The organism is Rhizobium sp. BK212, assembly GCF_014197475.1.
Lineage (GTDB): Bacteria > Pseudomonadota > Alphaproteobacteria > Rhizobiales > Rhizobiaceae > Rhizobium > Rhizobium anhuiense.
Genome location: NZ_JACIFS010000014.1, coordinates 95,523 through 121,039, shown reverse-complemented (window position 1 = coordinate 121,039; position 25,517 = coordinate 95,523). Strand labels below are relative to the sequence as shown.

The following is a 25,517-nucleotide window of genomic DNA, read 5'->3' as shown; positions in this document are numbered from 1 at the left end:
AGCGTCCGGATGAGACCCCATGCATATCGTCTAAAATTATGCAGAGGTTTCAGGATGATGACGCCACAAGGCCGATGAAGACGCGCCGCATGCCCTGATCGGGTGACGCTATTTTAATGGAAGTTGCGTCCGCGCGGCATCACTTCAGCCGTTGCCGCCGCGCCCGCATGGCGGTCTGTTGCAACCATGCGTTTTTCCAGCTCCACCCTCTCCTGCGCATGCGCAAGCTTTTTCTGCCGCGGATCGCCCCCCGGTCTCAGCACTTCGTCTGCCCGTTCGCAGGCGCCGAAACGCCGGGCCTCGCGTTGCAGGACCCCGAGCGCCGGCGTCATATCCTCGATATGCTCGACAACGGTATGGATCACCCCGCTCTGGCTTTGCAGCCTGCCGCGGATTTTCACCAGCCGAGCACCCATCACGACCGATCGGTATTTATCGAACATTTTCGGCCAGACGATCGCATTGGCCACACCGGTTTCGTCTTCCAGCGTCATGAAGATCACACCTTTGGCCGAACCCGGTCGCTGGCGCACCAGCACGAGGCCGGCGATCGTCACCCGCTTTCCGCTGGCGATCTTCAACAGATCGACATTGCGCGTGATGCCCGTCCTTTGAAACTCCTCCCGCAGGAAAGAGACCGGATGCGCCTTCAGCGACAACGAGAGATAACGATAGTCCTCGATGACCTGTTCTCCCGGCAGCATGTCCGGCAGCTTCGCCATAGGTTCGATCTGGAGGTCGATATGACGGGTCTGCTCGAAAAGCGGCAGTTCCTCGGCTGCGCTCTTCACATCCAGCGCCCGCACCGCCCAGAGCGCTTCGCGCCGCGACAGATCGATCGACCGGAACGCATCGGCATCCGCCAGCCGTTCGATGACGGATTTTTGCAGACCGGACCGCAGCCAGAGATCGCGCACCGAACTGTAACCTTCGCCTCGATTGCCGACCAGTCGTTCCATATCGTCTATCGAGAGGCCCTTGATCTGGCGAAAACCCAGTCGCACCGCATGCCGGGTCTTGATGATCGTGCGCATCTTTTCATGCCGGAAATCGACGGCATTCCGATCGAAGACAGCTTCTTCCAGTCCGCAATCCCAGTCCGATTCATTGATATCGACCGGCAGGATCCTTACCCCGTGCTCGCGTGCATCCCGCACCAGCTGCGCCGGCGCATAAAACCCCATCGGCTGGGAGTTCAGCATCGCCGCGCAGAAGACATCGGGATAATAGGCCTTGAGCCAAGAGGAGGCATAGACGAGCAGCGCGAAGGAGGCGGCGTGGCTTTCGGGGAAGCCATATTCGCCGAAGCCTTTGATCTGGTTGAAACACTGCTGCGCGAATTCCTGGGCATAGCCCTTTGAGACCATTCCCTCGATGAACCGCTTTTCGAAATTGCCGATCGTCCCGGTTCTCTTGAATGTCGCCATCGCTCTGCGAAGCTTGTCGGCTTCCGCCGGTCTGAAGCCTGCGGCGGTAATGGCGATCTGCATAGCCTGTTCCTGGAACAAGGGCACGCCGAGGGTTCTTTCCAGAACCGTTTCCAGCTCCTTGCTCGGATATTCGATCGGAATGTTCTTGGCCTGCTGCTCCCGGCGCTTCAGATAGGGATGCACCATATCGCCCTGGATCGGTCCTGGCCGCACGATCGCCACCTCGATGACGAGGTCGTAGAATAGCTTCGGCTTCAGACGCGGCAGCATGCTCATCTGCGCCCGGCTTTCGATCTGGAAGACGCCGAGCGTATCGGCCCGGCCCATCATCTCGTAAACCGGCTCGCCTTCGTCCCCATGCTCCTTGTTGCCGAGGTCTGCGAGCGTCTTCTTCACGTCGTAATGCAGTTCAAGCAGCGAGAAGGCCTTCCGCAGGCAGGTCAGCATGCCAAGCGCCAGCACATCCACCTTGAGGATCTTGACATTGTCGAGGTCGTCCTTGTCCCACTCGATCATGTAGCGATCCGGCATCGCCGTCTTCATGATCGGCACCACCTCGTCGAGACGGTCCCGCGTGATGACGAAGCCGCCAACATGCTGGGTGAGGTGGCGGGGGAAACCGAGAAGCTCGGACGCATATTTCAGCACGTTCTGCGTCACCGGATCCTTGATGTCGAGGCCGGCCGCCTTGGCATCCCGTTCGGAGAGATTGTCCTCCGACCAGCCCCAGACGAGGCTGCTGATCGCCGACTGAACATCCTCCGAGAGCCCAAAGGCCTTGGCGACCTCACGGCCGGCCGAACGGGTCCGATAGGTGGTCACCCCCGCCGTCAGTCCGGCATGTTCTATGCCGTATCTCTTGTAGATGAACTGGATGACCTCTTCGCGTCGATCATGCTCGAAATCGACATCGATATCCGGCGGTTCGTCACGATCCATCGAAATGAAGCGGTCGAAGAGCAGCGTGCTCTTCTGCGGATCGACTTCCGTTATCTCAAGACAATAGCAGATGACCGAGTTTGCCGCCGATCCGCGCCCCTGGCACAAGACCTTAAGTTCATAGCGGGCGTGCTGGATGATCTTGTGAACCGTCAGGAAGTAGGAGGCATATTGCTTATCCCCAATGAGTTTCAGTTCATAATCGATCTGTTGCGCCACCTTGGGCGGGATACCGTCGGGATAACGCCTTGCGGCGCCCGCTCTCGTCAGTCTTTCCAGGGTCTCCTGCGGCGTTTCGCCCGGATCGTTTTCAGGCGGATAATTGTGCTCCAGTTCCTTCAGCGAAAAGCTCAGCTTGCCGAAAAAGGTCTGCGTATTTTCGATCGCATCAGGATAGTCCCGGAAGATCCGGGCCATTTCACGTGAATCCTTGAGGTAACGTTCGGCATTCGGCGCCAGCAGGAATCCGGCTTGTGGTATCTGCACATGCTCCCGGATCGCGATCACGACATCCGAAAGCGGCCGGCGTTCACGATGGTGGTAAATCGGCTGGTTGGTGGCAATCAGCGGCACGCGGTTTCGGGCAGCCAGCATCGAAAGCACCGCAAAGACCTGCCTGTCGCGGCCGTCATAGGCTGGCGCCAGCGCCATGAAAAAGGCCTTGCGGAATCGCCTGCGAAGCCGCTCCAGATAATCGTCCAGCGTCGACTGCCCCGCCTGATGATCGACAAGACTGCGGTCGGGAACGAGGGCGAGCATCATCTCGTCCCCCCATTCCGCAAGCTCCGCTTCCGTCAGGATGCAGCTTCCCTTGACCGCTTCTTCCTTCAGATTGCCGGCGCTGAGAAGGCGGCAGAGGTTTGCCCAGCCTCGCCGGTTTTGTGGATAGGCAAGGATATCAGGCGTTCCGTCGGAAAAGACGAGACGCGCGCCCGGTTGAACCCGGATAGGATCGAGAATGACCTCTGTTTTTCCCTTCTTCTTCGCCTCAGCCAGAATCTCATCCCTGTTCTTGTATCTCTCCTCAAGCTGCTCCGCCTGGGCATGCGCTCGCACAACGCCGGCAACCGAATTGCGGTCCGCAATCCCGAGACCGCCGAGCTTCAAATAAGCGGCCTGCACAACCATCTCTTCCGGACCGGAGGCGCCTTCGAGAAACGAGAAATTCGTTCTCGTGCCGACCTCGAAGAATGCCCGTGCGGTTGTCATGCGAACACGCCGTGCATGAACCAGCGAGGGTCAAGCTCCTGACCATAAAAACCACGACGATAGATCCAGAAGCGATGCCCGGTCTCATCCTCAATGCGGAAATAGTCACGCGCCTCGGCCTCATCCCCATCGATCCACCACTCCATGGCAATCCGTTCCGGCCCTTCGCTTCTTGCCACCTGATGCTGCATGCGCCGCCAGCGGAAGATCTGCGGCGGACCATCGGGCACTTCGGCCATCATGATCTCGACCGGCTCCGGCGTTGCAAAGAGCCGCAACGGGCGCTCTTCGCGGAAAGGAAGTTGGATGTCCCGCGCTACCTTCCGCCTGGGAAGACTCTCCATCACAGGAACCGTGATGACGGCGCGTTCCGGCACATGACTCTCGCGAAGCTGGAAGCTTTGCAGGCAATCCGCACCAAGCCGGGCCGACACCCGGTCGACGAAAACAGAAAGCGAGATCTCTCCCTGACGATCGCCCTCGAAATCCCCCTGCGCTTCGTTGAAGGAATCGTGCCGCAACACATTCAACCGCAGGATCTCGAAACCATAGCCGGCATCGAGATCATCATAGACCGCCTGCAATCGCTCGGAAAAAAGCCCGGCAATGAGCTTTGGTTCGCGCAGCGGCTGCGAAGCGCCGACGGAGATACGAAAGACCCTGCCGTCGACGCGGAACAGGACCAGTTCGAACACCCGCCCGCCAGCCCCCCGCGCCTCCAGCGACGGCTGCAGCGACATGGCGACCTGCCTGGTGACGGCAAGGATCTGCTCTTCCGTCCCGATGGGCTCCATCAGCCGGCTTTCGGCCGAGAGGCTGGCGACAGGACGCCGGGGAGAGACCGGCTCTTCTTCATGCCCCAGCGCCTGGTCGAGACGCAGAAGCAGTTCCGGCCCGAACCGGCGGGTTAGCGGCGCTCGCGGCGCATCGATGACATCGCCGATATATTTCAGGCCGAGCTTCTTCAGAGCATCGACGGTTTGTCCTTCCAGCCGCAAGGCTGTAACCGGCAAGGACACCAGCACATGTTCCGCCTCTTCGTCCTCGATCACGCCACTCTGCCCGAAGCGGGACACCGCCCAGGAAAGGCCGGGCGATGATGAAATCGCGCCCCGTGCATCGAACCCCATATGAAAAAGCCGCGACAGCACATCCCGAAGAAGCGCCTTTTCACCGCCGAACAGATGGGCGCAGCCGCTAATGTCGAGAAACAGACCGTCCTTGCCGTCGAATGCCACCAGCGGCGTATAACGGTCGCACCAGTCGGCAATTGCCTCCAGCAGCCGGCGGTCGGCCGCCGGATCCTCTTCCGCGACCTCGAGCATTGGATACATGGCGCGCGCTTCGGCAACGCCCAAATCCTTCCTCAACCCCAGCCTCTCGGCCAACTCGTCCAGTGCCGTCAGCCGAATGGCATTGTTGAGCTTGCCGGAACAGACGATAGGCGGCGTCTCAGGACGCCCTTTCGAACGCCAGGAGAGCCCCCATCGTTTGCGGGCGATGCGGTCCGTTGGCAGATGCGGGAAGCTGAGCGCCAGAATGCGCTGACTGTTCGCCTGGAGGACGAACGAGGTTTGGTTCGGCGACAGGGAGAAATTCGCGTTCATGGGGATTCCACTCCAGAAGAAAGGAGAGCGGAGCCGGATTGCGGCTCTTCTCCAGCGTGAGACGGAAAATCGGATTGCCGATGCTGCCGGAAAGCCTCGATCCGTCCGGCAACGGCCGTAGACCGGCCGGGGCCGGTTCGACATGCAGACGGAAAGCCGCACTGCTTGCCTCCTCCGCTCCGGCCTGGCGCACGAGAAAGAGTGGATGGCGGGCAGCCCGCGCCCGAAGACTGAGCCTGCGGCTTTCGGTCAGCCCGAAATGGGCGGGATTGCCTCGCACTTCGAAGATGACGGCCGAGAAGGCAGCGCTTTCCACCGCCGCCTCCACCAGCCAGAGCGCCTCGTCCAGCTTGCGTGGCGCGGCGTGGAGAAACCGCTCCGGGCTCAGTCCGAAATCCCGAAGTCCGGGGGCATAGGGACGGCCGGCCTCCAGCGTGCCGATTGCATCGCCGATCCAGAGCAACGGCAGAAACCTGCCGGCATCCGCTTCCTGTTTCTGCAGCCGTGCGGCAACAGCCATAGCCAGCCCGCTTGCCGCACCGGCATCGCGAGACAGAGCCGAGCGGAATTCGGTGATCGCATCGAGCGGCAGGCCGCCTTCCAGTGCCCCATCGAGGAACTCTATTCCAAACGGCAGGGGCGGCAGAGTGCGCTCCTGGCGGGCCTTGCGTCCTTCCGCCACGGCTTCCCGTTCCGCCGCGGCAAGCGCCGGCGCGGGCTTTCCCTCCAGTCTGGCGATGGTTTCGCGGAGCGCAAAAAGCCGCTCGCGCGCCAGGGCGTGCTGCGCCATGGCGTTCTCCAATCCGTCTTGTTCCTGTTATGTTCTTATAGATTCCAGAGAGCTAATGAAGAGTCAACGGCCATTCTCTATGAATTTATTCCTGCCTTTGATTCCGCACTCGAAAATCGGCGATAAAGGTTCTATATGGGCCCGCAAAGGAAGGAATATTCATGGCCCGCAGAGACCAGAGCGATGATTGGCGGGACCGCCATGCGCCGACGATCAGCACCTTCGAGTCGCTGGCAATGGAGGCCTACAGCCATCTGCCGGATGAATTCCGCCAGCTGACGACCAACCTCACGATCGAGATCGAGGATTTCCCCGATGACGACGTTTTCGAGGACATGGCGCTGGAAACCCCTTTCGACCTGCTCGGCCTTTTCGAGGGCAGGGGCATTTCCGAACGTTTCACGGTGGAAACCGGCGAGATGCCGAACCGCATCCGCCTCTACCGCCGCCCCATCCTCGATTACTGGGCTGAGAACGATGAGACGCTCGGCGATATCATCACCCATGTCCTGATCCACGAGATCGGCCATCATTTCGGGCTGAGCGACGATGACATGGAGCGGATCGAGGCCAGCGCCGAGGAAGCCGCCGAGCGCTAAACCGCGCGTTTGGCAGAACGCGCTACTGCTCGGAGAGCTTCATCTCAGGATCGTAATCCTTGCCTTCGACATGTTTGACGACGGCCTGGCCGCACTGCATCGCGCCGGTTGCGGCATTGAAGGCATAGGTCGGCGAGCCCTCCAGCGACCAGCCCTTGTTGAGGGCGGCGGTAACCTTGTGGCAGAAGGAAGCATCGTCGGGACCGGTCAGGAAGCGGTAGAGTTTCATCACATCGTCTTTCGTGCTGCAGCCTGGCGGGCTGCGATCAGGCGGGCTTTATGAACCAGACTTTCCGCCTGGACAAGATGCAGCCGCTCGATCATCCGCCCGCCTGCATTGATGACGTTCAGCCCCTCGGAAGCGGGATCGGCAAAGGCTGATATGATCGCCTCCGCTTCCGCAATCGCGGCCGGATCCGGGCCGAAATGGCGATTGGCGGGCTCGATCTGCGCGGGATGGATCAGCATCTTGCCGGTAAAGCCCATGGCCCGGCCCTGCTGGCATTCGGCATCGAAACCCTGCTCGTCCCTGAAATCGTTGAAGACGCTATCGATCGCATCGAGCCCGTAGGCGCTGACCGCAAGGACGACCTGCATCAGCCACGGCACGAGATAGCTCCGTCCCGGCTGCGGCAGCACGCCGGTTTCCTTGCGCAGGTCGTTGAGCCCGACGACGAGACAATCGAGCCGCGAGCCCGGCGTGCGCCCGGCCTCGGCGATATCAGCCGCATTCAGGATGCCGCGCGGCGTCTCGATCATCGCCCAGATGCGCAGATCTTCGGGCGCATCCACCTCGGAGAGAAGGTCGCCGATATCGGTGACATCCTGCGGCTCGTCGACCTTCGGCAGCAGAACGGCATCGGGACCAAGCGCCGTCACCAGCTCCAGATCGGCCAGGCCGAAATTGGATGACAGGCCATTGATACGGATGATCCGCTCCTTGCCTTGGAGCGGCCGATCCGAAAAAAAGCGCCTCAGGTTTTCCCGCGCTTCCGCCTTCTTTTCCGGCGCCACCGAATCCTCGAGATCGAAGATCACTGCATCGCAATCGACCGCATGGGTCTTTTCGAGGGCGCGGGGGTTGATGGCAGGCACACTCAGCACCGAACGGCGCAGGCGAGGGGTCACGGGGTTTCGGCTCATGGCGAATTAGTGCCAAGCTTTGACAGCCGAAGCAAGCAACCTGCCCCAGAACATCCAGCAGAACAACAAAAAGCCATGCTTGCCTTGCAGAGAGGAAAGAGAAGGACCACATTCCTTTCCGAAGAAAGGTCTCTAACCATGCAGAACATTCGCTCCATCTTCCTCATGCTTGCCGGCGCCACCGTTTTCGTGGCCATGCTGCTTCTCACCTTTTCGGTGACGCTTGCTGTCGGCGGCATCCTGACCGTACTCATGGTCGGGCGCGCGCTGTCGATGAAGATGAAGCCCGCTCCGATCCGTGCCAAGGCAAACAACGGTAAGCCGGAGATGCGGGTGTGGAACGACGGCCGCGGCACGATCATCGATCTCTGATCACCTTTTCACTGAAGATTTCGTTCGCTGAAAAATTTCGGCCGACACTGTCGGATCACGCTTCCATGCTACGTCCTTGAAGCAGCCAGGCATTCAGCCGGCGCTAAAAACGAATGGAGGACAAGCATGGATGCGACAGAGAGCAACCCGACCAAGATGCCGCCGGTCAAGAATGGCCTGCTGCCCTATCTGACGGTCAATGGCGCGGTGAAAGCTGCGGAATTCTACACGAAGGCTTTCGGCGCCGAAGAGGCCTATCGCGTGCCGGTCGACGAAAACGGCAGAACGATGCATGTGCATCTCTACATCAACGGCAGCTCCCTCATGCTGTCGGATGCCTATCCCGAATACGGCCATCCCTTCAAAGGCCACGAAGGCTTCGCCATCCAGCTGGTTATCGACGATATCGATTTCTGGTGGGATCGCGCGGTTGCGGCCGGCGCCGAAGTCGTCATGCCGGTCGAACTGATGTTCTGGGGTGACCGCTACGGCCAGCTTCGTGATCCGTTCGGCGTCCTCTGGGGGTTGAACGCACCGTCCAAATAAGGGGACCGGCGCAATCGGCGGGCCGCGCGAAACGTCGCGTGGCCGCCATCTGTGAAAGATTCTCCTTCATTTCGACGAAAAACTGGACTAGATGCAAATTCAGAAAGTAGATTTGCTGAAATGGAGCATGGATCATGGATAAATTCGTGAAGCTCACGGGCGTTGCAGCGCCGCTGCCGGTCGTCAACATCGACACCGACATGATCATTCCGAAGGATTATCTGAAGACGATCAAGCGCACCGGCCTCGGCACCGGCCTCTTCGCCGAAGCCCGCTACAATGAGGACGGCTCGGAAAACCCGGATTTCGTGCTCAACAAGCCGGCCTATCGCGATGCCAAGATCCTCGTTGCCGGCGACAATTTCGGCTGCGGCTCGTCGCGCGAGCACGCGCCCTGGGCGCTTCTCGATTTCGGCATCCGCTGCGTGATCTCGACCAGCTTCGCCGACATTTTCTACAACAACTGCTTCAAGAACGGCATCCTGCCGATCAAGGTCAGCCAGGACGATCTCGACAAGCTGATGGACGACGCCTCGCGCGGCTCCAACGCCATCCTGACCGTCGACCTCGAGAGCCTCGAGATCACCGGCCCCGATGGCGGTTCGATCAAGTTCGATCTCGACGAGTTCAAGCGCCACTGCCTGCTGAACGGCCTCGACGATATCGGCCTGACGCTCGAAAAGGGCAAGGCGATCGACAGTTTCGAAAAGAAGAACGCCGCTTCGCACCCTTGGGCGGCCTGAGCACAATCCAATAATTGCCTATCAAGCCGGGCTTTCGCCCGGCTTTTTCTTTACAGTACCGAATTGCCGCAGATCAGAGAAACTTCTCTTTCCAAGCTCTGAGCTTTTCGAGCGATACGCCGATGCCGCCGCAGACTTCGATCAGAGGATTGTCGAAGCGCTGAAGCAGCCCGGCATGCACATCGGCAACGGCAAGGGCGGCACCGCAAGCCGGCTCGACCAGAATGCGCTGCGCATCGGCGAATTTCAGGCAGGCGGCAACGGCATCGGCGTCGCTGACGACGACACTTTCGATCGGATGCTGCTTCGGTAGGTCGAAGACATGCTGCGCCACCTGCCGCGCCCCGAGCGAAGTGGCAATCGAGGTAATGGCGGGAAGGGTGATACGCTCATTCGCCTTGAGGCTGGCGTTCAGCGAGGCCGCCCCTTCCGTTTCGACGGCGATGACAGGCACATCGGATAGCCCGTTTCGCTGCAACCCCGCGACAATGCCGGCAAGCAGCCCGCCGCCACCGACGCTGGTGACGACGCAATCGAATTTTGCACCCTTCGCCACCACCTCGTCGATCAGCGTGGCATGGCCATCCCACAGCAGCGGATGGTCGAAGGGGTGCACATAGGTCGCCTTGCGGCTCCGGGCGAGTTCGACGGCATGGGCATTGGCTTCGTCGAAGACCGAACCATGGACGAGGACATTGGCGCCCGTCGCGGTAATCGTCTGCCGCACATCGGCCGCCGTCGTCTCCGGCACGACGATCGTGACCGGTACGCCGAGCGCCCGGCCGGCATAAGCCGCGGCAATCCCGGCATTGCCGCCGGAAGCACAGAAGATCTCGCGCGCCCCATTTTCCACCTCGTGCTGGCAAAGCCTGCCGACGCCGCGCAGCTTGAAGCTGCCGGAAGGCTGCAGCGCATCAAGCTTCAGCCAGAGCCGTTTGCCGCTGGCGCTGTAACCGGATGCTGTCTGAACCAAGGGCGTGTCGAGATGGAGAGGTGCGAAAGGCATGGGCAACATCCAGGGAAAGAAAAGGGTGGGCCCGCCGTTCTAATCCGTTTGCAGGCACGGGAGCAACCATCGCGGCGAAGAGCGAAGCGTACCGATTCACCTCTCCTCTCGCTTGAAATGCCCATTTCCGGGGTCTAAGAAGCCGCAACTTGTTTTTCCCAGGAGGGTTTCATGACAGCGCGCAATCTTTTCCTGCTGCCGGGTGACGGCATCGGTCCCGAGGCCATGGGTGAGGTCCGCAAGATCATCGCCTATATGAACGAGGCGATGAACGCCGGTTTCGTCATCGACGAGGGCCTTGTCGGCGGCTCTGCCTATGATGCGCATGGCGCGGCGATCTCGGAAGCCGACATGCAGAAGGCACTTGCCGCCGATGCGGTTCTCTTCGGCGCCGTCGGTGGCCCGAAATGGGATAGCGTGCCTTACGAAGTGCGTCCGGAAGCCGGCCTGCTGCGCCTGCGCAAGGATCTGCAGCTCTTCGCAAACCTGCGTCCCGCCATCTGCTATCCGGCCCTGGCGTCAGCCTCGTCGCTGAAGCCGGAGCTGGTCGAAGGCCTCGATATCCTGATCATCCGCGAGCTGACGGGCGGCGTCTATTTCGGCGAGCCGAAGGAGATCATCGACCTCGGCAACGGCCAGAAGCGCGGCATCGACACGCAGGTCTACGATACCTACGAGATCGAGCGCATCGCCGGCGTCGCCTTCGAAATGGCCCGCACCCGGCAGAACCGCGTCTGCTCCATGGAAAAGCGCAACGTCATGAAGTCGGGCGTGCTCTGGAACCAGGTGGTGACCGAGACGCACAAGGCGAAATATTCCGACGTCCAGCTCGAACACATGCTGGCCGATGCCGGCGGCATGCAGCTGGTGCGCCAGCCCAAGCAGTTCGACGTCATTGTCACCGACAACCTCTTTGGCGACATGCTCTCCGACGTCGCCGCCATGCTGACCGGTTCGCTCGGCATGCTGCCGTCGGCCTCGCTTGGCGCGCCTGACGGCAAGACCGGCAAGCGCAAGGCGCTCTACGAGCCGGTGCACGGCTCGGCTCCCGACATCGCCGGCAAGGGCATCGCCAATCCGATCGCCATGATCGCCTCCTTCGCCATGTGCTTGCGTTACTCCTTCAACCTGGTGAAGGAAGCCGACGACCTGGAAAAGGCGATCGCCAACGTGCTCGACAAGGGCATCCGCACCGGTGACATCATGGCCGATGGCGCAAGGCAGGTCGGCACCGTCGAGATGGGTGATGCGATCCTGGCCGAGTTCAAGCCGCTTTCCGCCTGATATTTCACGTGAAACAGTTCCGGCCCTTCGCATGATGCATGCGGAGGGCTTTTTCTCTCAGGAGCGCGAGCCGCATCGGCTTGGTCGAATTATCCCAACCGGACTATTCTCGGCCACAATCTCGTGTATTTTTGCGCCGGATTTTAACGAGCGCATGACCTCGAAATCGGAAGCGATATTCGGCAAGCATTATGCGCCAATTCAAGTGATAAAACGTCCTTAGCGCGTCCTGTAGGATATGGCGGCGCTCCAGGACAAAATTCGAATGGACGACGGCATGCGGGCATTTTGGGCTTCCCTGGACAGGCGCTGGCGCCGGAGCAGCGCCGGCATGCCGCCTTTGCGCTGGCAGGCATGCCTCTTCATCACGCTCAATGCCGTCATCCTCTCCATGCTGCTCTTCGATGCGCCGATCGGCGCCAGCGAAGTTCCTGCACCGGTGAAGCAGCTCGGCCAGATGCTGACCGGTTTCGGCGATTCCGCCTGGCTGATCTACACCAGCATCCTGCTGTTCTTTCAGGGGCGGGCGGGTTACAAGCTTGTCAAGACGGCGCGCTCCAAGGCGCAGGCGCTCTATGTCAGCTGGATCGGCGCCTATCTCTTCATCACGGTCATCTTCTCCGGGCTTCTCGCCAATCTGCTGAAACGAGCGATCGGCAGGGCACGTCCCGATCATTTCCACGATTACGGCATGTTTTCCTTCACGCCTTTTTCAGGCCATGCCGCTTTCGAAAGTTTTCCATCCGGCCATTCCACAACGGTCGGCGCTTTCTTCGCCGCATTCGCGCTGCTGTTTCCGCGCTACCGCGTCGCCTTTATCGCCTGCGCCATCTGGCTCGGCATGACGCGTGTCATGGTCGGCGCCCATTATCCGAGCGATGTCATCGCCGGCCTTGCCTTCGGCGCCTGGTTCTCGCTGCTGACGGCGATCGTCTTCGCCCGCTGTGGTCTGCTCTTCACACTGGCGCCGGATGGCTGGCCAATCGCCAAGCGCCTGTTCTCTGACACGAAAAAACCCGGCGCCATGTGAGCGCCGGGCCTTTTCTCAAGCGGAACGCGGCTCAGCCAACCGCTCAATCCATTGCGTGGATATCCCTGTTCTTCGTTTCCGGCAGGAAGATCAGGCCGATCACCAGCGTGATCGTCGCAAAGACGATCGGGTACCAGAGACCGTAGTATATATCGCCCGCGGCAGCGCTCATCGCGAAGGCCGTCGCCGGCAGCAGGCCGCCGAACCAGCCGTTACCGATGTGATAGGGTAGCGACATGCCGGTATAGCGGATGCGGGTCGGGAAGAGCTCGACCAGAAGTGCGGCGATCGGCCCGTAGACCATCGTCACATAGAGGACGAGGATGAACAGGATGGCGATCGTACCGATCCAGTTGACGCGGGCGGGATCGGCGGTCATGGCGAAAGTGCCGCCATTGGCGATGTTGTAGACCGCCATGTCGGTGACGCCATTGGCCTCATCCGCCGTCAGCAGCTTGGTCTCGACCAGCTTGGCGGCCGGCACGGTTTCCTTCGTACCGGCGCGCACGGCATCGGCATTGAGCGACAGTTCCGGATTGGCGGCGATGAAGGCATCGAGCTTGGCATCCGCCACCTTGGCGGCGCCGCGGTTCAGCGGATAGCCGGCATCGTGAAGCGCGATGTTGACGCCCTTTTCGAAGGCGGCGGTCATGCCCTTTGCCTTGTCGCCGGCAGCGACGACGTCAAAGCTCGGGATCGTCGCGTTGCCGACCTTCACCGTTGCCGGCTGTCCGGCTGGACCCGGCACGACATCATAAGGCACCGAATTTCTGGTCAGGAATGCCGTCGCCACGTCGCAGGAACTGGTGAACTTCGCCGTGCCGGTCGGGTTGAACTGGAACCGGCAATCCGCCGGATCAGCCGTGACCGTTGCCCGGATCGAAGCCTGCGCTTCGGCAAGCGCCGGATTGGCCGTCCAGGTCATCGCCTTGAACAGCGGATTATACGTCACCGCCGCGATGAGAAGGCCTGCCATGATGATCGGCTTGCGGCCGATCTTGTCGGAGAGGCCACCGAAGATGACGAAGAACGGCGTGCCGAGGAGAAGTGCGATCGCGACCATGACATTGGCCGAGAACAGGTCCACCTTCAGCACGTTCTGCAGGAAGAACAGCGCATAGAACTGGCCGCCGTACCAGACGACCGCCTGGCCCATTGTGGCGCCGAGAAGCGCGATGATCGCGATCTTGGCATTTTTCCATGTCCCGAAGGCTTCGGTCAGCGGCGCCTTGGAGCCCTTGCCTTCCGCCTTCATGCGCTGGAACGCCGGCGATTCGTTCATCTTCAGGCGGATCCAGACGGAGATGCCGAGCAGGACGACCGACACCAGGAACGGAATGCGCCAGCCCCAGGCGGCGAACTCAGCCGCACCCATCAGATATTGAACCAGGACGATGACGATCAGCGACAGGAACAGGCCGAGCGTCGCCGTCGTCTGGATCCATGAGGTGAAATAGCCGCGGCGCCCGTTCGGCGCATGTTCGGCGACATAGGTTGCCGCACCGCCATATTCACCGCCAAGCGCCAAGCCCTGCAGCAGACGCAACGCGATCAGGATGATCGGGGCTGCGATGCCGATGGTGGCCGCACCCGGCAGGATGCCGACGAGGAAGGTCGACAGACCCATGATCATGATCGTCATCAGGAAGGTATACTTGCGGCCAACGAGATCGCCGAGACGGCCGAACACCAGCGCGCCGAAGGGGCGCACCAGGAAGCCGGCGGCAAAGGCGAGCAGCGTGAAGATGTTGCGCGTGGCCTCGGGATACTGGGTGAAATAGGTCGCGCCGATATAGGTGGCGAGCGAACCGTAGAGATAGAAATCATACCATTCGAAAACGGTGCCGAGCGAAGAGGCGAAGATGACCTTCTTCTCCTCGCCGGTCATCGGACCGGCCTTCGCGCCGTCGATGCTTGCGACATTTGCCATTGTCTGTCCTCCACAGAGTGATGAGCAACGCGCGCGACCTACTCTCCTCAAAGCAGACCCCTGGCCGCGACACGCCCGACGGGAGTGTGCCAGAAACGGCAGATCAAAAAGAGAGATGCTTTGGGATTATGACTTTAGTCTAATGATATTGCGCTGCGTCATGCAGATCGAGCCCTCCGCCGCTGTGACGCCGCCGGAGGTTTCACTGCAATTTTGCAACGTGGATCCGTTACGCTCTCAGCGCCTGCGCCGGCGATTGCCGATAGGCGAGCACTGCCGGCAGCGCCGCGAGAATTGTGGCAAAGGCAAGCAGAACCGCCGCAAGCCCGGCATCTTCACGGGCGAAGACGACCGGCATGGTGATCCCGCTCGTCTCGGAGAACATGCCGGACAAGAGGAGGGCCGCAGCATAACCGAGGGCGAATCCGAGCCCGATGCCGACTGCCACCAGGAAGAAGAATTCCAGCCAGACAATGCCGAAAATCGCCCCTCGCGGCGCGCCGAAGGCCCTCAGCGCGCCGATCTGGCGGCGGCGCTGGCCGATATGGATGACAGTGACCAGCACCAGCGAGGCCGCGACGAGAGCTTGCGCTCCGGAGGCGACCGCGACGAGGATCTGCTTGGCGTCGCCGAGCGTGGCGTAGAGATTGGTCAACACCTCGCCGGGAAAAACGGCGACGGTATCGCCGCTGCGATATTCCTGCCGCAGCTTGTAGGCATCGGCGATCGTCTTCGGCTTGACGAGAATGGCGGGAAGGCCGGGAGCGTCGGCAGTCCAGCGCTCGTCGAGTGCGGCATCCGGATCGAGCCTGCCGTGATGCTCATGTCCATCGTGATGCTCGCCGGCTTCCTCATGCTCGTGGCCATGTTCAGCCATCCCCGTGCCGGACGCCGCTTCATGCTCGTGCTCGCTCTCGGCCCCTTCCTCCGCATGTTCCTCCGCCGCCAGGCCATGGATATGCCAGACGGCCTGGATCGGAACGAGAATGGCCCGGTCCCAGGCGGTACCCGTCGGCCGCAGGCGGCCGGCGATATGATAGACGAGTTCGATGTGGGTCTCGCCGCCCTCTTCCGGCAAACCGTGCATCGGCTTGATCTCGCCGCCGAGCGACAGTTTGACGGCGGAGCCGATCAGCGCCTCGCCCTCGTGCGCGAAAATCTTGCCCTCGATCAAGCCGCCGGACAGGTTTTGCGCCAGCATGGTCGTCGTGCCGACGATCGGATAGCCGGAGAAGGAATCGCCGAAGCCGATCGGCGCGGCCCAGTCGACACGCGGATCGGCGGCAAGCCTGCCCAGCATCTCGCCCGGCATGAGCGGCAAAGGCGAGGCCTGCAGGAAGACGGAAGACAGCACCAGCTGCGTCTCGCTGCCGCCTGCGCCGATGACGAGATCGAACTTGTCGGCGGCGCGCGCGCTGCCGAGGCGAAGCGCCCGTTCCTGCAGCACGACGGAAACGCCAAGCGCGGTCGCAAGCGCCACCAAAAGCACCACCACCAGCGACCCCGCCCAGAGGCGACGAAGATCGGAAAGGATGAAGCGGATCATGCAGCCTCTCCCGCCGTTGCCGTGGAATCTTCGCTGATCCGGCCGGAGCCGAAGGTGATGCAACGGTCGAGGCGGCTGGCCAGGCGCTGATCGTGTGAAACGACGATCAGCGTACTGCCTTCGGCAATGGCAAGATCGAGAATGAGATCGCCGACAGCCTCGCCGCTTTCGGCATCGAGGCTTGCGGTCGGTTCGTCGGCGATGATGACGCCGGGCTTGCGCAGCAGCGCCCGGCCGATCGCCACCCGCTGCATCTCGCCGCGCGACATGGTTTCGATCTTCTGGCCGGGGCGGGAAAGACCAACCGTGCTCAAAAGCGCATGCGCCCGCTCGATGATATCCGCCGTGGCGGCGCCGGCAAGCCGCGCCGGCAGAAGCACGTTTTCCAGCGCCGACAGGCCGGGAAAGAGATGAAACTCCTGCATCACCAGGCCGATATTGGCGGCACGGAACCGGTCGCGCCGGCTTTCTGAAAAACCCGCGATATCCTCGCCGTTCCAGCGGATGCGGCCTTGCCGTGTCCGCTCCAGCCCGGCAACGATATTGACGAAGGTGCTCTTGCCGGAGCCGGACGCCCCTGTAATGGCGACCCTGCTGCCGGCAGCGATCGACAGGTGGCCGATCGCCAGCGCCGGCGAGGACAGGCCAGGGAAGACAACGGAAAGGTTTTCGATATTGAGAGCGAGCATATCGGTTCAGACGGCGGAATATTCCGCCTGGCGGATACGCAGCAGGCTGACGAAGCCGGTGTCCGGATCCGTCCAGGAATCATATTCCAGCATGCCGCGCACTTCGATCGTCTGGCGCGGCTGCACGAAGGTTTGTTTCTCCAAGAGATAGACGACGACGATATTGTCCGGCCAGTCCGTATCCGAGGAGCAGAAGGGGCAGAGCGACATGGGCACTTCGGTGAGCACGAAGAACTGGGCTTCGGCTTTCAAGGGCGGCGCCATGAAACCTTTCATGCTGACATCTTTGCCGGCAAGGCGCTTCACCTTGTCGGAGAATTCGAGGCCGAGCACGCCGAACTTGCCGTAGAGCTCAGCGAAGCTGATCGAGAAATCCGCAGCAAAACCCGGGCGAACCACAGCCGCGAAAGCCAGCGTACCGATGGCCCCGATCAGGCCGCGGCGGCTGAGATGCCGCGAAGGGAGTTTTTCCATGGCGATCTCCAAGAATGAAGTCCCGGCCGTTAGCATCGGCCCGAAAATCGGAACGATTTTCGGAAAAGCACGATTCTAGCTTCAAAGTGTTGCAGCGTCCTTTTGCGCGTCTGAAAGACGCGCGGCGCTGTAATCGGCCGGGACCATGATCGATGAAAGAGGCAAGGCCGGCAAGCGACCTTACTGAACGGGCTTCAGATCAATTCGTCTGCTTGGCGCCGAGCGCGAAGGTGTCGGCGAGCACGCGATAGACGTCGCTCTGTTCCATGTAGCCATGGAAACCTTCAGCGCCCGGACCGGTCGACTGCAGGACGACGTCGTCAGCGGCGTGCACGCCGGAGTCGCCGCTCTTCGGAATATTACTCTGGACGAAGACCGCGCCGGGAACATCCTTATACTGCTCGTTGGCGACATATTCCTTCTTTTCGTTCTGGACAGCCGGAACGAACGGACCGTCGAGCTTCGGACGGAAGGTCTCGTAGTGATCGGGGCCGTTATTGGCACTCAGGAACAGCCGGCGGCTGACGTCGATTCTGTCGGGATAGCCATCGCCGTTTTCATCCTTGTAGTTCGGGAAGCCGGCCTCGGCATAGATCCCGACCTTTTCGCGCATTTCCGTGCCGGGCTTGTCATCATCGACGGTGCCGATGATCGATACACCATGCGTATGGTCGCCGGTGACGACGATCAGCGTGTCCGGATGGGCCTTCTGGAATTCGCGGGCAACGCCGATGGCCTGGTCGAATTCGATGGTTTCCACGACGGCGCGGTCCCAATCGAGCGGATGGGACATCTTGTCGATCGAGGAACCTTCGACCATCAGGAAGAAACCATCAGGATTCTTGGAGAGGCGGTCGAGCGCAACCTTGGTCATGGCGACGAGACCCGGCTGGTTCGGGAACTTGTCAACGGTGCCCTTCTTCAGGAACTCGCGATCGAGCGTCACGTCCATATTGCCGGTGTGGAAGAGACCGAGCAGATTGCCTTCCGCCGATGCATTGGCTGCGAGCTCGTTCTTGTCGGTCGCAAGCTTGTAGCCGGCATCCTGAAACAGCTTGATGTAGTCCTGGTTGTCCTTGCGCTTGGAACCGGCGACCTCCTTGCCGAGGAAATAGGCCGAGCCGCCACCAAGCAGGACTTCGGGCTTGACGTCGAGCAGCATGCCGACGACATCGGCCTTGTCGTTGCGGTTGCGGGTATGGGCAACGACCGCAGCCGGCGTAGCGTCCTCGACCTCGGCCGTTGCAACGATGCCGATCGACTTCTTGGTCAGGCGGCGGACAGCTTCCGCGAACGTTTCAACACGCGGGTCATCGAGGGAGGCCGGCGTACGGTCCGCGTAGACGCCGATCGCGTTGACGGCCGTCTTGTGGCCCGTCATGTAGGCCGACATTGTATTGGCCGAGTCTGTATCGACGGCGTTGGTCGCCGACGTGCCGATGAAGGCCATGCGCTCGAGATCGTCCATGTTCAAGCGGCCATTCGCCTTCCCTTCAGTCATGCCCTTGGACATGATGCGGGCAGCGGTGCGATGCGCAACGGAAAGCCCGTCGCCCAGCAGGAAGATGATGTTCTTGGCCTTCGGCTCGGCTACGGTTTCGTAAACGTTCCAGGTGACGGACTTCGTCTCGTCTCCGGCAGCAACTTCGACCTTGTAGTCGCCCGGAGCGGAAATCTTCAGGCCGCGCAGCAGGAGAGCGGAGCCGAGAGCCTTGTCATCCTTGCCTTTTTCCAACTCGACGAACTGCGCTTCGCCCCCGAGCACGGTCTTGTAATCCCGGCCGTTGACGGTGATCTTCACGTCTTCGGGCTTGACCTGCTTGTTGAGCTCGACCTTGAAATCGAACGGCGAACCGACGAGGATCGTCGCGCGATCGAGCGGATAGACCGTCGTCGCCTGAGCGGCGCCCGCAAGGATGGTGGTGGCCGCAAAGGCGGCAAGAAGCGTACGCATGGAAAACCCCCGTTTTCGTGCAGACATTGATGACCGGGCCGGGATACCTCCCAAGGATGACAGCGGCATGACAAAACGTCGCAGCGCTGCGGCCGCCGCCTTTGCCTGCCGGCTCGGAGTGCAAAAACCTTGACTCCTGTGGAAAACCTTCTAAGAGCAACAGCGGAAAAGGAATCTCCATGGTTCGCGACGAACACGCCATTGCCGAATGCAATGACCGGGCACGAGTTGCCGGGGTGGACATTGCCGTTCCGGTTTCCGCCAAAACCAAGGCCAAAACGACGACGAAAACCGTCTGACGTCTCTGGCCTGCCGCTCTCTCCCCGGCTCGGCTGGGGACAGGAAGACGCGATCCGTCGCGCCTTTCCCCTCACCGAACAAGAGGAGAGAAGAGAAAGAGAGCTTGAGAAATGGGTTTCAAAGTAGCAGTTGCGGGAGCGACCGGAAATGTCGGCCGGGAGATGCTCAACATCCTCTCCGAGCGCGGCTTCCCCGCCGATGAGGTCGTGGCACTCGCCTCCTCGCGTTCGCAGGGCACCGAGGTTTCCTACGGTGACCGGACGCTGAAGGTCTCCAATCTGGAGAATTACGATTTCTCCGATACCGACATCTGCCTGATGTCGGCCGGCGGCGAAGTCTCCAAGAAGTTCTCGCCGAAGATCGGCCAGCAGGGCTGCATCGTCATCGACAATTCGTCGGCTTGGCGTTACGACGCCGACGTGCCGCTGATCGTGCCGGAAGTGAACCCGGATGCCATCAGCCAGTTCACCAAGCGCAACATCATCGCCAATCCGAATTGCTCGACCGCCCAGCTGGTGGTGGCTCTGAAGCCGCTGCATGACTTCGCCAAGATCAAGCGCGTCGTCATCTCGACCTATCAGTCGGTCTCCGGCGCCGGCAAGGACGGCATGGACGAACTCTTCAACCAGACGCGCGCCGTCTTCGTCGCCGATCCGATCGAGAACAAGAAGTTCACCAAGCGCATCGCCTTCAACGTCATTCCGCACATCGACGTCTTCATGGAGGACGGCTACACCAAGGAAGAGTGGAAGGTGCTGGCCGAGACGAAGAAGATGCTCGATCCGAAGATCAAGGTGACCTGCACGGCAGTGCGCGTGCCGGTTTTCATCGGCCATTCGGAATCGGTCAATATCGAATTCGAAAACGAGATCACGGCCGACCAGGCTCGCGACATCCTGCGCGATGCACCGGGCTGCCTCGTTATCGACAAGCGCGAGAACGGCGGCTACATCACGCCATATGAATCCGCCGGCGAAGATGCGACCTACATCTCCCGCATCCGTGAGGATGCGACGGTTGAAAATGGCCTCAACATCTGGGTGGTCTCCGACAATCTGCGCAAGGGCGCAGCGTTGAACGCCATCCAGATCGCCGAGCTGCTCGTCAATCGCGGTCTTGTCAAGCCGCGCAAGCAGGCCGCCTGATACCATTTGTAAACCATAATATGTTAAAGCCCTGCCGATGAAGGCGGGGCTTTTTGCCGGGCCGTAAGCGCCTCTATTCATAAGCGCTTACTAAAAGGTGATCGTGACAAGATCGCTTTCGGCTGGCATTCTGCCCGGCGTCAAGCCAAGGCGTGCCGCCCGAAACCGTTGAGTGGTTTTGGGAAAACGGCATGCACAGACCGAAGATTTAGGGCGCGTCGCATGGTTCCGATCGGCCGCGGCGCGCTTCAGCAGACTGGAGCGGGGTTTCTCATGCGCATGACAACATTCCTTCTGGCAGCGTTTACGGCAGCCGGCGTTCTTCACGCGCTGCCGGCAGCGGCCCAGGGCGCCCAATGCGGCAACAATAGCAGCGGTTTCAATGCATGGGTCGCCGACTTCAAGCAGGAAGCAGCGGCAAACGGCGTCAACCGCTCGGTCCTCGACCGCGCCTTCGCCAACGTCAATTACAACAAACCGACGATCGCCGCCGACCGCGGCCAGAAGAGCTTCAAACTGTCCTTCGACGCTTTCATGCAGAAGCGCGGCGGTGCCGCCATCATCTCCCGCGGCCGCAGCATGAAGGCTGCCAACCAGGCGCTTTTTGCTTCGATCGAGCGCCGTTTCGGCGTTCCGGCTGGCCCACTGATCGCAATCTGGGGCATGGAAACCGGTTTTGGCAGCTATATGGGCAACCAGCATACGCTGTCGGCTGTTTCGACCCTTGCCTATGACTGCCGCCGTTCGGAATATTTCACCGACCAGCTCTATGCCGCGCTCCAGCTCGTTTCCGAAGGTTATCTGAGCCCGCAGGCCAAGGGTGCTGCCCATGGTGAAATCGGCCAGACGCAGTTCCTGCCGCGCAATGTCGTGCGCTTCGGTGCCGATGGCGACGGCGACGGCCGCGTCGACATGGTCGGTTCCCGCGCCGATGCGCTGGCCTCGACGGCGAATTTCCTCAAGGGCCACGGTTGGCGCCCCGGCGCCGGCTATCAGCCCGGAGAGCCGAATTTCGTTGCCATCCAGGGCTGGAACGCCGCCACCGTCTACCAGCAGGCGATCGCCTATATCGGCCAGCAGATCGACGGCAGATAATGCATGTCGCCCGGAAGCGTGCAGCGGTTCCGGGACAACGACATGCATAAGACAAAAGGACTTTAAGTCTTTATCGACACCGATAGCCGGAAACGCCGCTGCGATATGCGGCGTTTTTCATTTGCGGGAATCAAAACCGCCGCCGGACGCCGTCTTGCGTCGCTCCTCCGGGGCCGAAGCCTGCACGATCGGTCCCGAAACCACGCAGTTGCGGCCAGAGGCCTTGGCGGCGTAGAGCGCCAGGTCGGCGCGTTTGACCAGATCCTCGAAGTTCCTGTTGGAGACTTCATTTGCCCGGCCGGCGCATCCGAAACTCGCCGTTACCTTGAGAATTTCGCCGCTCGGCAAGGGGATTTCCGCCGCCTCGATCGCCAGCCGCACACGCTCGGCAACGATTACGGCATCGTCGGGCGTCGAATCCGGCAGAAGCGCCAGGAACTCCTCGCCGCCATGGCGCACCAGCAGATCGAAGGAACGGAAATTCTCGCGCGCAACGCCCGCGACCTGCCGGAGCACGGCATCGCCGGCGTCATGGCCGTGAACATCGTTGGTCCTCTTGAAATGATCGAGGTCGAAGAGCACGACGGAGATCCAGCGCGATCCGTGTTCGGCTTGTGTGAGAAGCGCCGATGCGGCGACCTCGAAGCCGCGCCTGTTGTACAGGCCGGTCAGAAGGTCTGTCTGGGCGGCATTGCGCAACTCGCCCACCAGCGTCTCGCGATCCCGCGTCAGCCGATCGATCAGGCGCAGGCCCCTTGCCGCCAGCACCATCACCAACGTGGCGAGAATGAGCAGACCGGCACACAGCGCCAGAATCCGCGTCAGATGTATGTGCGCGCGGCTCGAAAGGCTCTCGCCGGTCTCGTGAATATCTTTTGCGGCCTCGACCATCTTCTGCTGCAGGAAGGTCATGCGTTCGCTCTGCGCGGCTGCCCAGACGTCGCGCACGGCCCGCGTCGGCCGCGATCCGGCAAGGATGGCGTCGGTGATCGCATTCGCCTTCACCTGACTGCTGCGGGCGAGATAGGCGACGATCTCGCGCACGATCGGTGCCGCGGAATGAAAGACCATGTGGTCCATGCCCTCACCGAGCATGGTCTTGCCCTGTACGAACTGCTCCACCGGAAATCTGGCGGAAACGCCGCGATCGAGATAGCGGGTGCCGACGCCGGTAATCAGCCTTTCGCCGTAATACGTCAGCAGGATGCCCATCAGCTGGTTGGATTTCTCAAGCAGCATCGGATCGCTGATCAGTGGTGAAAGCGCATCGACGACGGCAAGCTGCTTGAGAGCCGCGTACCAGTAGATGGAACCGGGATCGCTGCCGGCATAACGGCCCTGGTCGACGGCGCTGCGCGCGGCAATGATGCGGCTGTATGCAAGGCTGAGAACCGACAATTCGCCGACGAGGCCGTCATCGAGCGTATCGCGGGAGGGCAGGCTGGCATAGAAAGCGCGGCGCTCGCGATCGAGCGTCACCCGGCTTCGTTGCATTTCGGCGGCAGTCGTGCTGCCGGGGTATGCGAGGTAGAGGCGGGTGGCGGCAATTTCACTCAGAATCTCCGTGGCGGCGATGGATCCGCCGCGGGCAAGCACATCGGCGAACTGCCGGTCCTTTTCGAGATCCCTGTATTGTTTGATTGAAGAGCGTATGACGACGACGCCTTCAATGAGCATGAAGACGAAGGGCAGCAGAATGGCGGCCAGGATAACCCGTTTGATGGTTTCGAACTTCATCGCCAATCGCCACGGTGATCAAAACGTCGGTCGTGAGCGACCAATTGACGGCGAGCTTAACAACAATCCTTAAAAAACTGATAAACCGGCGCGTCCTTAGATTTCGGGCCGAATGAAGTCGCGTGTCTCGGCGTCCATGACCCAGAGTTCACCGGTCGAAATGTCGAACCAGGCGCCGTGGAGATGAAGTTTCCCCGCTTCCTCGAGCGCCTTGATGTCGGGAAAGCTTCTGAGATTGCTGATCGAATTGCGAATGGAGACGCGCTCCAGCGCCGTCTGCCGTTCGGCGGCCGTCATCACGTCGTTGCTCTGGATCTGCTCGGCGGCGGGTTTGACCAGCGACATCCAGCGGCCGATGAAGTCACCCGGCGACAATGGCTCGGCGTTCGGATCGAGCGCAGCCCGAATGCCGCCGCAACGGCCATGGCCCATGACGACGATATCCGTGACCTTCAGCACCTGCACGGCAAATTCGAGGGCGGCCGACGTCGAGTGGAAATGGCCATCCGGCTCGTAGGGCGGCACCATGTTGGCGACGTTGCGGATGACGAAGAGCTCGCCCGGGCCGGCATCGAAGATCAGCTCCGGCGCCGCCCGCGAATCCGAACAGGCAACGACCAGCGTATGCGGACTCTGGCCATTTTCGGCCAGCTGCCGATACCTGTCGCGGGCGTCGGCATAACGCCCGTTCATAAAGTTGCGATAGCCGTCCAGAAGAGGTGTTGGAAAACGCTGCATGCTTCTGGATTAGCGCGCGCGGAAGACAAGATCAACTGCTGCACCGCAAAATGAGCGCATTGGCAGATGCGTCATTTTTTCCGCCGCTGCGCCGGGTGCACGAGTCGGCGCATCTGCACCATGGCCATCGGCGTCGAAAGACTGGACGCATCGCTCGCCAGCATCAGTTCGTTGCTGCCGCGCTTGACGGCACGCGCGAGGACCTCGAAGACGCTGGCGGTGGCAAGCTGCAGCGCCTTCTCGTCCTCGAGCCCGGAAAGCAGGCGCGACAGGAAGACGGCGGCGAGCAGGTCGCCCAGACCATTCGGCGGATTGTCGACGACGCGGTGCTCGGCAAGAAGCGCGTGACGGCCGGAAAGATAGAGATTGCCGGTGCCGCCCGCCATCATCGGCACGGCCGAAGTGACAAGCATGCGCGATGGTCCGAGCGCGAGCGCCGCCTCCATGATCGCGCCATTGTCTTCGAGCGCTGCCCCCGAAAGCCATGCGAGTTCATAGCGGTTCGGCGTCGCCAGCGAGGCGAGCGGAATAAGGTGGTCGCGAATGGCCTCCGCGGTTGCTTCCGGCACATAAAGGCCGCCGAGATCGCCCATGACGGGATCGCAGACATAGATGTGCTCGGGATTGTTTTGCCGGAGCGCATCGACCAGCCGGGCGACGGAGCGGACTTGAGCGGCGTTGCCGAAATAGCCGGAAAGCACCGCCTTGACTTCGCCGATCCAGGGCGCGCGGATGAGATCGTCGATCGCCGCGTCGAAATCCGTTTCCGCAAAAGTCAGCCTCGTCGAGCGGCCATGGCCGGGATGCCAGGGCAGCACGACGGTCGGCAGGGCCCAGACCGGGTGGCCAAGCGTCTCCAGCGCAAAGACGGCTGCCCGGTTTCCGACCGAGCCACGCACCACATGGCTGGAGATGACGATGACTGCACCCGCTGCATTTTCCGACATGATATCCAGATCCGAATGATGACCGCGTTTGATGATCTTTTTGACGCCACGCTGTCAACCATTGTTCATGCGAGCGTGGAAATGTGCGGCGGAACGAAAATCCTGAAGACGGAACTTTCTCTTTCATTTCGCCACGAAAGCGGAAAATTTCTTGGATTTTCTCGTTTCGAGCGCCAAAAAAGCGCCAAAACAATCCTTCGAACCTCTCTTTTAGAGATTTTTTCGAAGAATCTTCTGCTAGCTTGCAGAAAATCAGACCATTGA

24 protein-coding genes are annotated in these 25,517 nt (G+C 61.1%); 10 read left to right on the top strand and 14 right to left on the bottom strand.

Features of this window, described 5'->3' with window-relative positions; translation table 11 throughout:
* Positions 1-113: 113 nt before the first annotated feature.
* The 3 genes from FHT79_RS30530 to FHT79_RS32335 are packed head-to-tail and all read right to left on the bottom strand — an operon-like array spanning position 114 to position 5,975.
* Positions 114-3,578 carry an error-prone DNA polymerase gene (locus FHT79_RS30530; RefSeq protein WP_183904647.1) on the bottom strand — a complete coding sequence of 1,155 codons (3,465 nt, stop codon included), beginning with the start codon at positions 3,576-3,578 and terminating at the stop codon, positions 114-116.
* Entirely contained in the window at positions 3,575-5,020 is a 1,446-nt protein-coding gene (locus tag FHT79_RS30525; protein ID WP_125853663.1) for a DNA polymerase Y family protein, read from the bottom strand. The genes FHT79_RS30530 and FHT79_RS30525 overlap by 4 nt, the downstream gene beginning before the upstream one ends.
* Positions 5,021-5,030: 10 nt before the next feature.
* Positions 5,031-5,975, bottom strand: coding sequence for a hypothetical protein (locus FHT79_RS32335; RefSeq protein WP_183904646.1), 945 nt, complete (start codon positions 5,973-5,975; stop codon positions 5,031-5,033).
* A 161-nt stretch (positions 5,976-6,136) separates the two neighbouring features.
* On the opposite strand from FHT79_RS32335, the gene FHT79_RS30515 reads away from it, so the two are divergent.
* The gene (locus FHT79_RS30515; RefSeq protein WP_028759144.1) at positions 6,137-6,574 is read left to right on the top strand and encodes a metallopeptidase family protein; all 438 of its coding nucleotides are present in this window, start codon (positions 6,137-6,139) and stop codon (positions 6,572-6,574) included.
* 22 nt (positions 6,575-6,596) lie between these two features.
* Here the strand turns inward: FHT79_RS30515 and FHT79_RS30510 are convergent, their stop codons facing one another.
* Positions 6,597-6,803, bottom strand: coding sequence for a DUF1737 domain-containing protein (locus FHT79_RS30510; protein WP_017962591.1), 207 nt, complete (start codon positions 6,801-6,803; stop codon positions 6,597-6,599).
* Positions 6,803-7,717 (bottom strand): CoA ester lyase, encoded by a 915-nt coding sequence (locus FHT79_RS30505; RefSeq protein ID WP_183904645.1) that lies wholly within the window; start codon positions 7,715-7,717, stop codon positions 6,803-6,805. Before FHT79_RS30505 ends, FHT79_RS30510 begins: the two co-directional genes overlap by 1 nt.
* A gap of 138 nt (positions 7,718-7,855) precedes the next feature.
* Between FHT79_RS30505 and FHT79_RS30500 the strand changes: the two genes are divergently transcribed.
* The 3 genes from FHT79_RS30500 to leuD all read left to right on the top strand — a co-directional run bounded on the left by FHT79_RS30500 (position 7,856) and on the right by leuD (position 9,378).
* The gene (locus tag FHT79_RS30500; RefSeq protein ID WP_047615832.1) at positions 7,856-8,089 is read left to right on the top strand and encodes a hypothetical protein; all 234 of its coding nucleotides are present in this window, start codon (positions 7,856-7,858) and stop codon (positions 8,087-8,089) included.
* 126 nt (positions 8,090-8,215) lie between these two features.
* Complete coding sequence (locus FHT79_RS30495; RefSeq protein WP_063473864.1) at positions 8,216-8,635, top strand: glyoxalase/bleomycin resistance/extradiol dioxygenase family protein; 420 nt, start codon at positions 8,216-8,218, stop codon at positions 8,633-8,635.
* 134 nt (positions 8,636-8,769) lie between these two features.
* Positions 8,770-9,378 (top strand): 3-isopropylmalate dehydratase small subunit, encoded by a 609-nt coding sequence (leuD, locus tag FHT79_RS30490; protein ID WP_047615835.1) that lies wholly within the window; start codon positions 8,770-8,772, stop codon positions 9,376-9,378.
* A gap of 73 nt (positions 9,379-9,451) precedes the next feature.
* On the opposite strand, the gene FHT79_RS30485 is transcribed toward leuD, so the two are convergent.
* Positions 9,452-10,384 (bottom strand): pyridoxal-phosphate dependent enzyme, encoded by a 933-nt coding sequence (locus FHT79_RS30485; RefSeq protein ID WP_183904644.1) that lies wholly within the window; start codon positions 10,382-10,384, stop codon positions 9,452-9,454.
* Positions 10,385-10,555: 171 nt separating this feature from the next.
* Between FHT79_RS30485 and leuB the strand changes: the two genes are divergently transcribed.
* Together leuB and lpxE are read left to right on the top strand one after the other, a co-directional pair.
* Complete coding sequence (gene leuB / locus FHT79_RS30480; protein ID WP_183904643.1) at positions 10,556-11,668, top strand: 3-isopropylmalate dehydrogenase; 1,113 nt, start codon at positions 10,556-10,558, stop codon at positions 11,666-11,668.
* 277 nt (positions 11,669-11,945) lie between these two features.
* The gene (gene lpxE, locus FHT79_RS30475) at positions 11,946-12,698 is read left to right on the top strand and encodes a lipid A 1-phosphatase LpxE (RefSeq protein ID WP_183904642.1); all 753 of its coding nucleotides are present in this window, start codon (positions 11,946-11,948) and stop codon (positions 12,696-12,698) included.
* 43 nt (positions 12,699-12,741) lie between these two features.
* On the opposite strand, the gene FHT79_RS30470 is transcribed toward lpxE, so the two are convergent.
* From FHT79_RS30470 to FHT79_RS30450, 5 genes are all read right to left on the bottom strand, one after another.
* Positions 12,742-14,628, bottom strand: a complete 1,887-nt coding sequence (locus FHT79_RS30470) for an MFS transporter (RefSeq protein WP_132574450.1) — start codon at positions 14,626-14,628, stop codon at positions 12,742-12,744.
* Between the two features lie 229 nt (positions 14,629-14,857).
* Positions 14,858-16,174, bottom strand: coding sequence for an FtsX-like permease family protein (locus FHT79_RS30465; protein WP_183904641.1), 1,317 nt, complete (start codon positions 16,172-16,174; stop codon positions 14,858-14,860).
* A complete protein-coding gene (locus FHT79_RS30460) occupies positions 16,171-16,863 on the bottom strand; it encodes an ABC transporter ATP-binding protein (RefSeq protein WP_047615849.1) in 693 nt (230 codons plus the stop codon). Before FHT79_RS30460 ends, FHT79_RS30465 begins: the two co-directional genes overlap by 4 nt.
* A gap of 6 nt (positions 16,864-16,869) precedes the next feature.
* Positions 16,870-17,337 (bottom strand): hypothetical protein, encoded by a 468-nt coding sequence (locus FHT79_RS30455; RefSeq protein WP_183904640.1) that lies wholly within the window; start codon positions 17,335-17,337, stop codon positions 16,870-16,872.
* 199 nt (positions 17,338-17,536) lie between these two features.
* A complete protein-coding gene (locus FHT79_RS30450) occupies positions 17,537-19,291 on the bottom strand; it encodes an alkaline phosphatase (protein ID WP_183904639.1) in 1,755 nt (584 codons plus the stop codon).
* A gap of 86 nt (positions 19,292-19,377) precedes the next feature.
* On the opposite strand from FHT79_RS30450, the gene FHT79_RS32540 reads away from it, so the two are divergent.
* The 3 genes from FHT79_RS32540 to FHT79_RS30435 all read left to right on the top strand — a co-directional run bounded on the left by FHT79_RS32540 (position 19,378) and on the right by FHT79_RS30435 (position 21,831).
* Positions 19,378-19,590 (top strand): hypothetical protein, encoded by a 213-nt coding sequence (locus FHT79_RS32540; RefSeq protein WP_028759181.1) that lies wholly within the window; start codon positions 19,378-19,380, stop codon positions 19,588-19,590.
* A gap of 111 nt (positions 19,591-19,701) precedes the next feature.
* Positions 19,702-20,736, top strand: coding sequence for an aspartate-semialdehyde dehydrogenase (locus FHT79_RS30440; RefSeq protein ID WP_047615853.1), 1,035 nt, complete (start codon positions 19,702-19,704; stop codon positions 20,734-20,736).
* Between the two features lie 273 nt (positions 20,737-21,009).
* Positions 21,010-21,831, top strand: coding sequence for a lytic transglycosylase domain-containing protein (locus tag FHT79_RS30435; protein ID WP_132574460.1), 822 nt, complete (start codon positions 21,010-21,012; stop codon positions 21,829-21,831).
* Positions 21,832-21,948: 117 nt separating this feature from the next.
* Here the strand turns inward: FHT79_RS30435 and FHT79_RS30430 are convergent, their stop codons facing one another.
* The 3 genes from FHT79_RS30430 to pdxY form a co-directional block, all read right to left on the bottom strand.
* The gene (locus tag FHT79_RS30430) at positions 21,949-23,568 is read right to left on the bottom strand and encodes a GGDEF domain-containing protein (protein ID WP_183904638.1); all 1,620 of its coding nucleotides are present in this window, start codon (positions 23,566-23,568) and stop codon (positions 21,949-21,951) included.
* A gap of 96 nt (positions 23,569-23,664) precedes the next feature.
* Positions 23,665-24,306 (bottom strand): carbonic anhydrase, encoded by a 642-nt coding sequence (locus FHT79_RS30425; RefSeq protein WP_047615856.1) that lies wholly within the window; start codon positions 24,304-24,306, stop codon positions 23,665-23,667.
* Between the two features lie 71 nt (positions 24,307-24,377).
* On the bottom strand, positions 24,378-25,253 hold the full coding sequence (gene pdxY / locus FHT79_RS30420; RefSeq protein WP_183904637.1) for a pyridoxal kinase PdxY: 876 nt from the start codon (positions 25,251-25,253) through the stop codon (positions 24,378-24,380).
* Positions 25,254-25,271: 18 nt separating this feature from the next.
* On the opposite strand from pdxY, the gene FHT79_RS30415 reads away from it, so the two are divergent.
* Entirely contained in the window at positions 25,272-25,517 is a 246-nt protein-coding gene (locus tag FHT79_RS30415; protein ID WP_183904636.1) for a hypothetical protein, read from the top strand.

Excerpts from the sequence above, each read along its gene's own strand:
- FHT79_RS30450 (WP_183904639.1), bottom strand. The coding sequence starts at position 19,291 with ATGCGTACGCTTCTTGCCGCCTTTGCGGCCACCACCATCCTTGCGGGC.
- leuB (WP_183904643.1), top strand. The coding sequence starts at position 10,556 with ATGACAGCGCGCAATCTTTTCCTGCTGCCGGGTGACGGCATCGGTCCC.
- FHT79_RS32335 (WP_183904646.1), bottom strand. The coding sequence starts at position 5,975 with ATGGCGCAGCACGCCCTGGCGCGCGAGCGGCTTTTTGCGCTCCGCGAA.
- FHT79_RS30515 (WP_028759144.1), top strand. The coding sequence starts at position 6,137 with ATGGCCCGCAGAGACCAGAGCGATGATTGGCGGGACCGCCATGCGCCG.
- FHT79_RS30495 (WP_063473864.1), top strand. The coding sequence starts at position 8,216 with ATGGATGCGACAGAGAGCAACCCGACCAAGATGCCGCCGGTCAAGAAT.
- FHT79_RS30415 (WP_183904636.1), top strand. The coding sequence starts at position 25,272 with ATGACCGCGTTTGATGATCTTTTTGACGCCACGCTGTCAACCATTGTT.
- FHT79_RS30460 (WP_047615849.1), bottom strand. The coding sequence starts at position 16,863 with ATGCTCGCTCTCAATATCGAAAACCTTTCCGTTGTCTTCCCTGGCCTG.
- FHT79_RS30440 (WP_047615853.1), top strand. The coding sequence starts at position 19,702 with ATGGGTTTCAAAGTAGCAGTTGCGGGAGCGACCGGAAATGTCGGCCGG.
- FHT79_RS30505 (WP_183904645.1), bottom strand. The coding sequence starts at position 7,717 with ATGAGCCGAAACCCCGTGACCCCTCGCCTGCGCCGTTCGGTGCTGAGT.
- leuD (WP_047615835.1), top strand. The coding sequence starts at position 8,770 with ATGGATAAATTCGTGAAGCTCACGGGCGTTGCAGCGCCGCTGCCGGTC.
- FHT79_RS30435 (WP_132574460.1), top strand. The coding sequence starts at position 21,010 with ATGCGCATGACAACATTCCTTCTGGCAGCGTTTACGGCAGCCGGCGTT.
- FHT79_RS30430 (WP_183904638.1), bottom strand. The coding sequence starts at position 23,568 with ATGAAGTTCGAAACCATCAAACGGGTTATCCTGGCCGCCATTCTGCTG.
- FHT79_RS30455 (WP_183904640.1), bottom strand. The coding sequence starts at position 17,337 with ATGGAAAAACTCCCTTCGCGGCATCTCAGCCGCCGCGGCCTGATCGGG.
- FHT79_RS30425 (WP_047615856.1), bottom strand. The coding sequence starts at position 24,306 with ATGCAGCGTTTTCCAACACCTCTTCTGGACGGCTATCGCAACTTTATG.
- FHT79_RS30470 (WP_132574450.1), bottom strand. The coding sequence starts at position 14,628 with ATGGCAAATGTCGCAAGCATCGACGGCGCGAAGGCCGGTCCGATGACC.
- FHT79_RS30465 (WP_183904641.1), bottom strand. The coding sequence starts at position 16,174 with ATGATCCGCTTCATCCTTTCCGATCTTCGTCGCCTCTGGGCGGGGTCG.
- FHT79_RS30530 (WP_183904647.1), bottom strand. The coding sequence starts at position 3,578 with ATGACAACCGCACGGGCATTCTTCGAGGTCGGCACGAGAACGAATTTC.
- lpxE (WP_183904642.1), top strand. The coding sequence starts at position 11,946 with ATGCGGGCATTTTGGGCTTCCCTGGACAGGCGCTGGCGCCGGAGCAGC.
- FHT79_RS30485 (WP_183904644.1), bottom strand. The coding sequence starts at position 10,384 with ATGCCTTTCGCACCTCTCCATCTCGACACGCCCTTGGTTCAGACAGCA.
- FHT79_RS30510 (WP_017962591.1), bottom strand. The coding sequence starts at position 6,803 with ATGAAACTCTACCGCTTCCTGACCGGTCCCGACGATGCTTCCTTCTGC.
- pdxY (WP_183904637.1), bottom strand. The coding sequence starts at position 25,253 with ATGTCGGAAAATGCAGCGGGTGCAGTCATCGTCATCTCCAGCCATGTG.
- FHT79_RS30500 (WP_047615832.1), top strand. The coding sequence starts at position 7,856 with ATGCAGAACATTCGCTCCATCTTCCTCATGCTTGCCGGCGCCACCGTT.